At 74.7% G+C, this 12,584-nt stretch carries 7 protein-coding genes and 1 pseudogene; 4 read left to right on the forward strand and 4 right to left on the reverse strand.

Going from position 1 to position 12,584, the window contains the following annotated elements:
* Window positions 1-11: 11 nt before the first annotated feature.
* Together IH48_RS0123690 and IH48_RS0123695 are read left to right on the forward strand one after the other, a co-directional pair.
* Window positions 12-1,172, forward strand: a complete 1,161-nt coding sequence (locus tag IH48_RS0123690; RefSeq protein WP_051840452.1) for a LacI family DNA-binding transcriptional regulator — start codon at window positions 12-14, stop codon at window positions 1,170-1,172.
* Window positions 1,169-1,966, forward strand: coding sequence for a sugar phosphate isomerase/epimerase family protein (locus tag IH48_RS0123695; protein ID WP_030908178.1), 798 nt, complete (start codon window positions 1,169-1,171; stop codon window positions 1,964-1,966). The genes IH48_RS0123690 and IH48_RS0123695 overlap by 4 nt, the downstream gene beginning before the upstream one ends.
* A gap of 812 nt (window positions 1,967-2,778) precedes the next feature.
* Here IH48_RS0123695 and IH48_RS0123700 read toward each other — a convergent pair.
* Window positions 2,779-3,726: an NAD(P)-dependent oxidoreductase gene (locus tag IH48_RS0123700; protein WP_078849976.1), complete on the reverse strand. Its 948-nt coding sequence runs from the start codon at window positions 3,724-3,726 to the stop codon at window positions 2,779-2,781.
* Window positions 3,674-7,531, reverse strand: coding sequence for an ABC transporter ATP-binding protein (locus IH48_RS0123705; RefSeq protein ID WP_030908184.1), 3,858 nt, complete (start codon window positions 7,529-7,531; stop codon window positions 3,674-3,676). The genes IH48_RS0123700 and IH48_RS0123705 overlap by 53 nt, the downstream gene beginning before the upstream one ends.
* A 524-nt stretch (window positions 7,532-8,055) precedes the next feature.
* Here IH48_RS0123705 and IH48_RS0123715 point away from each other — a divergent pair.
* Entirely contained in the window at window positions 8,056-9,213 is a 1,158-nt protein-coding gene (locus IH48_RS0123715; protein ID WP_030908187.1) for an acyl-CoA dehydrogenase family protein, read from the forward strand.
* A 35-nt stretch (window positions 9,214-9,248) separates the two neighbouring features.
* Complete coding sequence (gene tesB / locus IH48_RS0123720) at window positions 9,249-10,127, forward strand: acyl-CoA thioesterase II (protein ID WP_030908190.1); 879 nt, start codon at window positions 9,249-9,251, stop codon at window positions 10,125-10,127.
* Between the two features lie 811 nt (window positions 10,128-10,938).
* Here the strand turns inward: tesB and IH48_RS0123725 are convergent.
* Both IH48_RS0123725 and IH48_RS0123730 read right to left on the reverse strand, forming a co-directional pair.
* Window positions 10,939-11,727 (reverse strand): phosphatase, encoded by a 789-nt coding sequence (locus IH48_RS0123725; RefSeq protein ID WP_030908193.1) that lies wholly within the window; start codon window positions 11,725-11,727, stop codon window positions 10,939-10,941.
* 230 nt (window positions 11,728-11,957) lie between these two features.
* Window positions 11,958-12,545, reverse strand: a pseudogene (locus IH48_RS0123730) (TetR/AcrR family transcriptional regulator); the annotation flags it as partial.
* Window positions 12,546-12,584: the final 39 nt, after the last annotated feature.

A 12,584-nucleotide genomic window follows, 5' to 3' on the forward strand; every position in this document is an offset into this window, starting at 1 on the left:
GGAGGAAAGCGATGACAGTCACCCTGGCGGATGTGGCGGCGCGCGCCCGGGTGTCACCGGCCACCGTCTCCCGGGTGCTGAACGGCAACTACCCGGTCGCGGCGGCCACCAGGGAACGCGTGCTGCGGGCGGTGGACGAGCTCGACTACGTGCTCAACGGCCCCGCGAGCTCGCTCGCCGCCGCCACGTCGGACCTGGTGGGCATCCTCGTCAACGACATCGCCGACCCCTTCTTCGGGATCATGGCGGGCGCCGCGCAGACGGAGATCGGCATCCAGGACGCACCGGACGCGGCGGGGGACGCGCCGGGCGCGAGCCGCAGGCGCGCGGGCGGCCAGAAACTCGCCGTGGTGTGCAACACGGTCGGGTCGCCCGAGCGCGAACTGACCTATCTCACGCTGCTCCAGCGCCAGCGGGCGGCCGCCGTGATCCTCACGGGCGGCGCGCTGGAGGACGCGGACCACGGCGCGGCGGTCACGGCCGCCCTGCGGCGGCTCGCGGCGGCGGGCACGCGCGTCGTGCTGTGCGGGCGGCCGCCGCTGCCCGACGACGACGTGGCGGTCGCGGCGCTCGCGTTCGACAACCGGGGCGGGGGCCGGCGCCTCGCCGAGCACCTGGTCGCGCTCGGGCACCGCACGATCGGCTACGTGGCGGGACCCCTGGAGCGCACCACGACGCGCCACCGCCTGGAGGGCCACCGCGAGGCCCTGCGGGCCGCCGGGGTGCCTGCGGCCGGGTCAGGTGGCGGATCGGGCGGCGGCCAGGACCCGCTGACGCTGCACGGCCCCTACACGCGGCGCTCCGGGTACGAGGCGACGCGCGAACTGCTGCGCAGGCACCCCGGCCTGACGGCGGTGGTGGCCGCGAACGACACCGTCGCCCTGGGCGCGTGCGCCGCGGTGCGCGACGAGGGCCTGCGCATCCCGCGGGACGTGTCGGTCGCGGGCTTCGACGACCTGCCGTTCTCGGTGGACGCCGTGCCCGCGCTCACGACCGTGCGGCTGCCGCTGCAGGAGGCGGGGGCGCGCGCGGGGAGGCTCGCGATGGGCACGGAGGCGCCACCGCCCGGCGGGATCGCGACGATCGGGGCGGAGCTGATGGCACGCGCGTCGACGGCCCCGCCGCGAGCGGGACACGAACACGCCGACCGACAAGGAGGAACGCGCACGTGAAGTCGGCCTTCTCCACACTGGGTGTACCGGGGATGCCCATCCCCGACGTCGTCGAACTGGCGGTGTCGTCCGGCTACCAGGGCGTCGAGCTGCGCTGCCATCCGGAGGAGCCCGTCCACCCCGGCGTCGGTCCCGGCGTACGCGCGGCGGTGGCCGAGGAGTTCGCACGCGCGGGCGTCGAGATCCTCACGGTGGCCGGGTACGCGCGCGCGGCCGACGCGGGGGTGACGGACGAGGCGTTCCGCGCGGAGGTCGACGGCCTGCTGCGGCTGGCGGGCGACCTGGGCGCGTCCTACGTGCGGGTCTTCCCCGGGGGCGGCGACGCGGCCGGGCCCGAGGCCGACGAGACGGCGGCGCGCCGCCTGGGTGCGGCGGCCGAGGTGGCGAACGATTTCGGGGTGCGGATCCTGCTGGAGACCCACGACTCGCACCGCACGGGCGCGGACGCCGAGCGCGTGGTGGCGGCGGTGGGGCACCCGCGGGTCGGCGTGCTGTGGGACGTCATGCACACGTGGCTGGGCGGCGAGCCCCCGGAGGTCACGAGCGCGACGCTCGGCCCGTACCTGGGGTACGTGCAGGTCAAGGACATCGCGTCGGCACGGGACACCACCCCGCTGGCGCTGGGGGCGGGCGTCCTGCCGCTGGCCGAGTGCGTGGGGACGCTGCCGGAGGACACCTGGGTGTGCTGGGAGTACGAGAAGCGCTGGTACGAGCGCGCGGCCCCGCTGCCTGACCTGCTGCCCGCGGGCGCCCGCCACCTGGCAGACCTCGCCGCACGCGCTCGCGCGCGCTGAGCGCCGGGCGCGGTCCCGCCGGGGCCGGGCGCGCCTGCCGCACGACGGCACGCGGCCGCCGGTGAGACGACGCGCGTGCGCGGGCCCTGCCCGCCGTGCGGGCCAGTGCCCGGCGGGCCGGCGCGGGGGGTCGCCGCGCGCCGTGCCGCGCTCGCGCAGACAGCCCGGCGCATGCACCCGAGTGGGGGCCGCCAGGCCGGTGCGCCGTGGTCTGACGGAGTGCATGGCGCACGAGGCGGGCCGACGCACTCAGGCGCGGGCGGGCAGCCCGGCCGCCTCCGACGAGGCTGTACGCGCGTGGCACGCAGGCGCGGAAACCGCACGTACGGCGCCGCAGGCCGTCAGTGGCCGGCGCCCGCTCTACCGCGCACGCGCGTGCCGGGGGAAGCGCGGCACGCCTGCGTCGAGCCGGTACGAGCAAGACGCCCGCCCGGGGGGAAACCGCCCGTGCGGCGCCGGACGTGCGAGTACACGGAGCGCGGGTCCCGCCCGGGCCGGGCACGCGGTTGGGGAGTGACCGGCGTGCGGCCACCCGCGAACCGACGCGCGATCTCGGTTCGGGCCCGGCCCGGAGGGCACGTACGCGGAGAACCGCCGCGCGGTACCGCACGTCCGGGCCAGGGCGCCGCCGCAGGCGGCCGACGCACTGTGCCGCACGCGCGCGGGCGAGGGACACCTGGCACATCTCCGTTCAGGCGGTACGCGCAGGGCACGGCGCTCGCGGCGAACGCCCGGGCGGCGCCGCACGCAGGCGCGGGCCCCCTCCCGGGGCCGGGGGCGCACAGCACACGAGGTGGGCCGCCGCGCGGCGGTCACTCGCGGCGGTACAGCGTCGCTATGTCCTCGACCGTGACGTGTTCCATCGCCTCGCGGACCGTCGCCACCACCGGGAGTGCGTGGTCCGCCTCGGCCGCCATCCGCGCCGCGTTGGCCAGGTCCTTGCGGTGCCAGGTCAGGCGCATCAGCTCCATCTCCGCGAGCGTCCTGCTCGCCGCGGGCCCGTCGAGGACGGCCGCCCGGAGCTTCGCGGGTGCAACGCCGAGCGCGTCGCCCAGCCGCAGGGCCTCCACGATGGCGGCCAGCTGGCCCCAGTGGCAGAGGTTGTTGACCGTCTTGCCGACCTGGCCCGAGCCGAGCGGGCCCAGGTGGTGGACCGTCGCCGTCCACGGCGCCAGCTCGGGGCGCACCGCGTCGAGAACGTGCTCGTCGCCGCCGACCAGCAGGTTGATCGCGCCGGCCTCCGCCGCGCGCACCCCGCCCGTCAGGGCAGCGTCCAGGACGTCGATCCCGCGCTGTGCGGCGGCCCGCGCCACCTCCCGGCAGGTGGCGGGTGTGACGGAGGAGCAGACGAGGACCACGGCCCCCGCACGCGCGGCCGGCAGCACGCCGTCCTGGCCCGTGCACACGTCCAGCACGTCCTGGTCGGTCGGGACCATGACGAGGACCACATCGCTCACCGCGGCCAGCTGCGCGACCGAGGAGGCGGGGTGGACGCCGCGCTCCACCGCCCGCTCCACCGCGGCGTGGTCCGCGTCGTAGCAGTGGGTCCGCACCCCCGCCGCCGCGAGCAGCCGCGCCGCGGGGAGCCCCATCGCGCCGAGCCCGATCAGACCGACCGTCTTCATCCTCCGCCGCCTCTCACCGACCGGAGGCCACATTGGCTCTTTGGTCATACCCTTGTCAACGGCGTGCGGCAGGCGACGGGCGTCAGGCCGCGGCCGGCTCCTCCTCCCCCACGAAGCTGCGCCACAGGCGCGCATAGCGGCCGTCCAGGGCCAGCAGCTCCTCGTGGGTGCCGTCCTCGGCAATGCGGCCGTGGTCCATCACGACCACGCGGTCGGCCCGTGCCGCCGTCGTCAGCCGGTGCGCGACCACCAGCGTGGTGCGGCGGCCGGTGAGGCGTTCCGTCGCCTGGTTGACGGCCGCCTCGCTGGCCAGGTCGAGTGCCGCGGTCGCCTCGTCGAGCAGCAGAATGTCGGGGTCGACGAGCTCGGCCCTGGCGAGGGCGATCAGCTGGCGCTGCCCCGCCGACAGGTTGCGCCCGCGCTCCGCGACCTGGTGCAGGTAACCGCCGTCGAGCGTGGCGATCATGTCGTGCGCGCCGACCGCACGCGCGGCCGCCTCGACCTCCGCGTCGCTCGCACCCGGCCGGCCGTACGAGATCGCGTCCCGCACCGGGCCGGGGAACAGGTACGCCTCCTGAGGCACGACGCCGAGCCGGTGGCGGTACGCCGCGAGGTCGAGGTCTCGCAGGTCACGGCCGTCGACCGTGACGCGTCCGCCCGTCGGGTCGTAGTAGCGCGCGACGAGCTTGACGAGCGTCGACTTGCCCGCGCCGGTCTCGCCGACGAAGGCGACCGTCTGCCCGGCCTCGATGCGCAGCCGCACCGAGCTGAGCGCGGCGTCCTTCTTCCTCGCCCCGCCGTCCGCGCCGTCCGCCCCGTGCGCGGAAGCCGCCTCCGGCGCGTCCTCCTGCTCCTCGCCGCCCAGGCTGTCCGCCGCGTACCGGAAGTCGACGCCCTCGAAGGCGATCTCGCCGCGCAGCCGTCCCACCGGCGCGGGGTCCTTCGCCGGGACCGTCGACGTCGGCTCGCGCAGCAGCTCCTGCACGCGCGTCAGCGAAACGGTCGCCTGCTGGTACCCGTCGAACACCTGGGAGAGCTGCTGCACCGGCGCGAAGAACAGGTCGATGTAGAGCAGGTAGGCGACCAGCGCGCCCGTCGTGAGGGTGCCCGACTGCACCCGGTCGGCGCCGACGATCAGCACGGCGGCCGCGGCGACGGACGACAGGAACTGCACGAACGGGAAGTACACGGAGATCAGCCACTGCCCGCGCGTGCGCGCCTTCAGGTAGTCCCTGCTGCGGCCGGCGAACCGCTCGCCGCCGTCCCGCTCGCGCCGGAACGCCTGCACGATCCGCAGCCCGGCGACGGTCTCCTGGAGGTCGGCGTTGACGACGCCGATGCGCTCACGCGCGAGCGTGTAGGCCCGCACGCTCTTGCGCCGGAAGAAGACCGTCCCGACGACGAGCAGCGGCAGCGAGGCGAAGACCACGAGCGCCAGCTGCACGTCGATGGCCAGCAGCACCCCGAGGATGCCGAGGAACGTGATCACGGCGACCAGCGCCGTGACGAGGCCCGTCTGCAGGAACGTCGACATCGCGTCCACGTCCGTCGTCATCCGGGTCATGATCCGGCCGGTGAGCTCGCGCTCGTAGTAGTCGAGGCCGAGCCGTTGGAGCTGCGCGAAGATCTTCAGCCGCAGCGCGTACAGCACGCGCTCGCCGGTGCGCCCGGTCATCCGGGCCTCGCCGATCTGCGCGATCCACTGCACGAGCGCGACGGCGAGTCCGAGCCCGGCCGCCGTCCACACGGCGCCGAGCACGACCTTGTCCACGCCCTGGTCGATGCCGTGCCTGACCAGGATCGGCAGCAGCAGGCCCATGCCCGCGTCCACGGCGACGAACAGCAGGCTGACGGCCAGCGCGCTGCCGAAGCCGCGCAGCAGCCTGCGCAGTCCGTAGGAGCTCTCGGGCGTCACCGCGCGCGCCTCGTCCACCTCGGGGACGTCCGTGGCGGGGGGCAGCGCGGCCACCTTGGCGAGCAGTTCGGGCGTGGCGCCCGACGCGCCCTCCTCCTCGACGACCTCGTCACGCGCCCACAGGGTGGGCGTGATGCCGCGCTCGGCGTCGAAGTCGGCGTCGAACTCCGCGTCGATGGACTCGCGGGCCGCCTCCTCCCGTGCCGCGCGGCGCGCCCCGGCGGCGCGGCCCTGTGCGGACTCCTCGCCGTCGTCGCACGCACGCGCGTCCCCGATCCGCGGCTCGACGGGCGCGTCGCCCAGTTCGTCCGGGTCGGTGAGCAGCCGCCGGTAGAGCGCCGAGCGGAGCTGGAGCTCCTCGTGGGTGCCGATGTCGGCCAGGCGGCCGCCGTCGAGCACGGCGATCCGGTCGGCGAGGCCGAGGGTGGAGCGGCGGTGCGCGATCAGCAGCGTGGTGCGGCCGGCCATCACGCCGCGCAGCGCCTCGTGGATCTCGTGCTCGACGCGCGCGTCCACGGCGGACGTCGCGTCGTCGAGCACCAGCAGGCGCGGGTCGGTGAGGATCGCCCTGGCCAGGGCGATGCGCTGGCGCTGACCGCCGGAGAGCGTGAGGCCCTGCTCGCCGACCTCGGTGTCGTAGCCGTCGGGCAGCGCGCTGATGAACCGGTCCGCCTGCGCCGCGCGCGCGGCGCGCAGGATCTCCTCCTCCGTCGCGCCGGGGCGGCCGTAGGCGATGTTGGCGCGCACGGAGTCGGAGAACAGGAAGCTGTCCTCGGGCACGAGCCCGATGGCGTCGCGCAGCGAGCCGTACGTCAGTTCGCGCACGTCGTGGCCGCCGACGAGTACGGCGCCGTGCGACACGTCGTAGAAGCGCGGCAGGAGCAGCGAGACGGTCGACTTGCCGCTGCCGGACGAGCCGACGAGCGCGACGGTCTCGCCCGGCTCGACGCGCAGCGAGAACCCGTCGAGTACGGGCCTGCCCTCCTGGTAGGCGAACGCGACGTCGTCGAACTCGACGGACGCCTCCGCCCCGGCGGGCAGCTCCTTCGTGCCCTCGCTCATCGTGGGCTCGGTGTCGATGAGGTCGAGCACGCGCTCGACCCCGGCGCGCGCCTGCTGCCCCACGGTGAGGACGACGGCGAGGCTGCGGACCGGGCCGACGAGCTGCGCGAGGTACGTGGAGAACGCGACGAACGTGCCGAGCGTGATGTCGCCCCTGGTGGCGAGCCAGCCGCCGAGCGCCAGCATGGCGACCTGGCCGAGCGAGGGCACCGCTTGCAGCGCCGGGGTGTAGCGCGCGTTCAGCTTCACCGTGCGCAGGCGGCCCGCGAACAGCTTCCTGCCGGCGCCGCGCAGCTTGTCGGTCTCCTGCTCCTCCTGGCCGAAGCCCTTGACGACGCGCACGCCCGTGACGGCGCCGTCCACGACGCCGGCCACGTCGGCGGCCCTCGTCTGCGCGTACCAGGTGGCCGGGTGGAGGCGGGAGCGGCTGCGGCGGGCGATCCAGTAGACGGCGGGGGCGACGGCGAGCGCGACGAGCGTGAGCGGCGGCGAGAGTACCGCCATGATCACGAGCGAGACGACGAACAGCAGGATGTTGCCGATCGTCATGGGCAGCATGAACAGCAGCCCCTGGATGAGCTGGAGGTCGCTGGTGGCCCGGCCGACGACCTGGCCGGTGCTCAGCGTGTCCTGGCGCCTGCCGTCGAGCCGGGTGAGCGAGGTGTACATGTCGGTGCGCAGGTCGTGCTGGACGTCGAGGGCGAGCCTGCCGCCGTAGTAGCGGCGGACGTACGTCGCCAGGTAGACGACCACGGCAGACGCGACCAGCAGGCCCGTCCAGGTGTAGAGCGAGCCGTCCTGTGCGCCGATGGCGTCGTCGATGACGAGCTTGGTGATCAGCGGGACGAGCGCCATGACGCCCATGCCTGCGAGGGACGCGCCGAGCGAGAGCATCACCCGGCCGCGATAGCGCCACGCGTACCCCGCCAGCCGCCGTGCCCAGGTGTCTTTCCCCGCCGCCACTGGTGATGCGCCTCCCGTTGTCGCCGTGCCCCGCGGATACGGGCCGGCCATGACCACTCGCCGATCCCGCCGCATCCACCAACGTCGCGCCCCGCGGAATTCATCCCGCCGGACGCGCCGGCGGGGGCGGAAACGCAAGTCAGGGCTTTGGACCGAACGTGGACGGGACCTGCGGACCAGGTCCGGGGGCGGAGGCGGAGGCGACGCTACCGGGCGCGGGCGCCGCTACTGGACGTAGGCCATGACGAAGGCCGCGAGGACGACGACCATGAGCGCGGTCACGACCGTCAGGAAGCGGCCCTTGGCGGTGCGGGCGCTGGTGGGGTACCTGCTCATGGCGGGAGCATACGAGGCGTTCGGCGCGCGGTCTCCCTCGGCGCGGTACACATTTCGTCAAGCGGGGCCACCCTGGACACACGAACTGACCGCCCGGTAACTTGGACTGAGCAAGCGCTTAGAGCTGTCGCTCGCCGGCTCGCGCGCGTCACCGAAGGCGGCGGATCGCCGCGGAGGAGGGCCCGTCAATGCGTCGCACCGTCTACAACGAGGACCACGAGTCGTTCAGGGCCACCCTCAGGGCCTTCATCGAGGGCGAGGTCGTCCCGCACTACGACGAGTGGCTCGCGGCCGGCCAGGTGCCGCGCGACTTCTACTACAAGCTGGGCGAGCTGGGCGTCTTCGGCATCGAGGTGCCGGAGGAGTACGGCGGCGCCGGCGTCGAGTCGTTCAAGTTCCAGGCGCTCGTCTCGGAGGAGACCGCACGCGCGGGCGTCTCCTTCGGCGGCTCCGGCGTGCACGTGGCCCTCTGCCTGCCCTACCTCAAGGCGTACGCGACCGACGAGCAGAAGAAGCGCTGGCTGCCCGGCTTCATCAGCGGCGAGAACATGTTCGCCATCGCCATGACGGAGCCCGGCACCGGCTCCGACCTGGCGGGCATGAAGACCACGGCCAAGCTGTCCGAGGACGGCACCCACTACGTGCTGAACGGCTCGAAGACGTTCATCACGGGCGGCGTGCACGCGGACCGCGTCATCGTCTGCGCACGCACCGCGCCGCCGTCGGCCGACGACCGCCGCTTCGGCATCTCGCTGCTGGTCGTGGACACGAAGTCGGACGGGTACGCGGTCGGGCGCAAGCTCGACAAGATCGGCCTCAAGACGTCCGACACCGCCGAGCTGTCGTTCACCGACGTCGAGGTCCCGGTGGCCGACCTGCTCGGCGAGGAGAACAAGGGCTTCTCCTACCTCGGCCAGAACCTGCCGCAGGAGCGGCTCGGCATCGCGTTCGGCGCGTACGCGCAGGCCGCGGCGGCCGTCAGGTTCACCAAGGAGTACGTGGCCGACCGCACGGTCTTCGGCAAGTCGGTGGCGTCCTTCCAGAACACCAAGTTCGAGCTCGCTGCCTGCCAGGCCGAGGTCGACGCGGCGCAGGCCGTCGCCGACCGTGCGCTGGAGGCGCACGACACGGGCGAGCTGACGGCGGCGGAGGCCGCGTCCGCGAAGCTGTTCTGCACGGAGGTCGCGAGCCGGGTGATCGACCGGTGCCTCCAGCTGCACGGCGGCTACGGCTACATGAACGAGTACCCGATCGCCCGCCTGTACGCGGACAACCGCGTCAACCGCATCTACGGCGGGACCAGCGAGGTCATGAAGATGATCATCGCCAAGTCCATGGGCCTGTGACGGGGCCGCGCGAGCGCCTGGGCCAGACTCGTCCCATGAACAGTGAACTCGACACCCTGCTCGGCCTGCTCGATCTGGAGCGGATCGAGCAGGACATCTTCCGCGGGGCGAGCCACTCGTCCGTCGTGCCGCGCGTCTTCGGCGGCCAGGTGGCCGCGCAGGCGCTGGTCGCCGCGGGCCGCACGGTGCCAGGGGATCGCGCGGCGCACTCGCTCCACTCGTACTTCCTGCGCCCCGGCGACCCGGGCGCGCCCATCGTCTACACGGTGGACCGCATCCGGGACGGCCGCTCCTTCACGACGCGCCGCGTCGTGGCCGTGCAGCACGGGCAGCCGATCTTCCACCTGTCGACGTCGTTCCAGCAGCACGAGGAGGGGCTCGACCACCAGTCGGAGATGCCGGCCGCGCCGGACCCGGAGAGCCTTCCGTCGGGCACGGAACTGCTGCCGAGGTACGCCGACGACTCGATCCTCGACCCGGCCGTGGTCGATCGGCTGCTGGAGGTGCGCGCGGCGGTCGACCTGCGCTACGTGCAGGAGCCGCCGTGGGCGACGGTGGGACGGCCGCGCGAGCCGCGCTCGCAGGTGTGGTTCCGCACGAACGGCAAGCTGGCGGACGATCCGCTGCTGCACGTGTGCCTCGCCACGTACGTCTCCGACATGACGCTGCTCGACTCGGTGCTGCTCGCCCACGGGCGCGGCGGCTGGGCGGTCGGCGACATCGTCGGCGCGAGCCTGGACCACGCCATGTGGTTCCACCGGCCGTTCAGGGCCGACGAGTGGCTGCTCTACGACCAGGAGTCGCCGTCGTCCTCGGGCGGGCGCGGCCTCGGGCAGGCGCGCATCTACACGCGGGACGGCAGGCTGGCGATCTCGGTGATCCAGGAAGGCGTGATGCGCGTCCCGCGCGCGTGATCCGTCGCGGCCGCAGGCCGCGTTCCAGGGCCGCGCGTGCGGGCCGCGCCGCCTCGCCCGCGTGCGCCGACGCCGCGGGGGCCGCGCGTGCGGGCCCCGCTCCCCGTCCGTCCCGCGTGACGGGCGCCCGCCCGGACGCCATCCGCGCCGCGCTCCGGCCCGTGCCGCCACGACCGCCTGCGCCGACGCCGCGGGGGCCGCGCGTGCCGCGTTCCGGTCCCGTGCGCGGGACGGGCATCCGCCCGGACGCCATCCGCGCCGCGCTCCGGCCCGTGCCGCCACGACCGCCTGCGCCGACCCAGCGGGGGCCGCGCCCGCCGCGTTCCGGTCCCGTGCGCGGGACGGGCATCCGCCCGGACGCCATCCGGACCACGCTCCGGCCCGCGCCGCCACGACCGCCTGCGCCGACCCAGCGGGGGCCGCGCCCGCCGCGTTCCGGTCCCGTGCGCGGGACGGGCATCCGCCCGGTCTGTGGAGCGACCTCGGGCGCCCTTGCGCACCGTGCGCGTCCGGCGCTCCCGGGCAGCGCCCCGAGGGTGCGGGCCTCGCACCCGCGGGGGCCGCGCCCGCGTTCCGGTCCTGCCGTCGCGCCCGCGCCTGCCGCCCGCACGTGTGCCGCGGCCGCGGCGGGCAGTGCGGTCGCCCCCGCACCGAGGTCAGGGGCCCCCTCCGGTCCGCATCTGCGGCCGACTCGTGCGGCGGTCATGTCGGCGGCCGACCGCGTCCTCGGGGGCCGACGCACGCGGCGAGCAGCGCGGTCACCCGTCCGCGGGGCGGCGGCGCCCCGGCCGTGCGGCCCCACTCGGGCGTGTCAGGCCGAGGGGTCCAGGCCCGCCGCGTGCAGGAGGTAGGCCGTCATGGGGTCGTAGTGGCGCGGGCTCGTCACGTGGTCGTCCAGGGGGATCGTGACCAGCATCGTGGACTCGGCCTCGCCGATGAACAGCGCCGGGTCGTTGCAGTCGGCGTAGCCCATCGAGTCGAGGCCGCGCTGACCCGCGTACCCCGCCCAGCCGTGGTCGGCGACGACCAGGTCCGGCAGCGGCCTGCCCTCGCGCTCCAGGGCGTCGAGGACCGCCCGCATCGGCTCGGGCGAGTGGGTGTGCCACAGCGTCGCGCCGCGCTCCAGCATCGAGACGCCGGCGAACTGGACGACCAGGCCCTCGTCGGCGATCAGGCCGTCGGGAATCCGCACGATCTCGCAGCCGGACGCCCGCAGCCCGTCGGCCGTCGCCCGGTGCACGTCGAGGAGGCCGCCGGGGTGGCCCGTCGCGAACAGCACGCGCTCCTGCGCCGCCGCGGCCTTGCGCAGCCGCTCCGCCATCCGCTCCAGCGCGTCGATCGTCAGCTCGGGATCGATGGTGTCCTGGCCCGACCTGAACCGCGGGTCGTCGACGACGCCGCAGCGCTCGGCCATCACCGCGAGCACGTCCTGCTCGTCCGTCCACCGGTCGCCGAGTTCGAGGCCGAGCCAGTAGTGGCGGTCGCCGTTGGCGAGTTTCCTGTAGTGGGAGAGGTTGTTGTCCCGCGGTGTGGCGACGTCCCCGGCGATCCGGGTCTTGATGAGGTGCTCGGCGAGCTCGGCGCGGCTGGGTATCGGCATGAGGCCATTGTGCCGTCACGCGCGCGGGCGGCGCCCCTCGTCCCGTCCCGTGGACAGCGGGGCGCGGGCCCTGGGGCCGGACCGGGCCGGGCCAGGGCTGGACCGGGCGGGCCGGGCGGTCAGCGCTCGGCGGGGCCGCTCCCGTCCGCGCCGTGCAGGCTCTCGACGTCGACCGCGACGTCCACCGCGCCTGGCCCGCCGGACGGGACCCGCTCCGCGGGCCACGCGCCGAGCGAGGCGAACGCGCCGTGCGCGAGCGTGCGCAGCAGTTCGGCCGTGCCCGCGCGGTCGGGCAGGCCGCCGCGGTGCGAGCCGAAGTGCGGCGTCGAGTTCAGCAGGCCGAAGACGGCATGGACCGCCGCGCGGGCCTCGGCCTCCGGCACGTCCTCGTAGAGCCCGCGCACGACGTCGACCCACAGCTCCACGTACTGCCGCTGGAGCTGGCGCACCATCCGGCGGTCCTTGTCCCGCAGCCGGTCGAGCTCCCGGTCGTGCAGGGTGATGAGGGGGCGATCATCGAGCGCGAAGTCGATGTGGCCCTCCACGAGGGAGGCGAGCACGGCCGCCGGGCCACCGCCCGCCGCGGCACGCGCGCGCACCCTGCCGCCTTCCAGCAGCCGCTCGCTGATGCCCACGAGCAGCTCGGCGAGCATCGCGTCCTTGCCCGCGAAGTGCCGGTAGAGGCCGGGGCCGCTTATCCCGACGGCCGCGCCTATCTCGTCGACCCCCACGCCGTGGAAGCCGCGCTCCGCGAAGAGGCGTGCCGCGTGCCGCAGGATCTGTTCCCTGCGCGTCGGTGCCGCCGTTCTGGTCGTCATCCGATTCATTGTAGACAGAGTTGTTAGCGGTCGTTAACC

Source organism: Streptomyces sp. NRRL F-5126 (genome assembly GCF_000721265.1).
GTDB lineage: Bacteria > Actinomycetota > Actinomycetes > Streptomycetales > Streptomycetaceae > Streptomyces.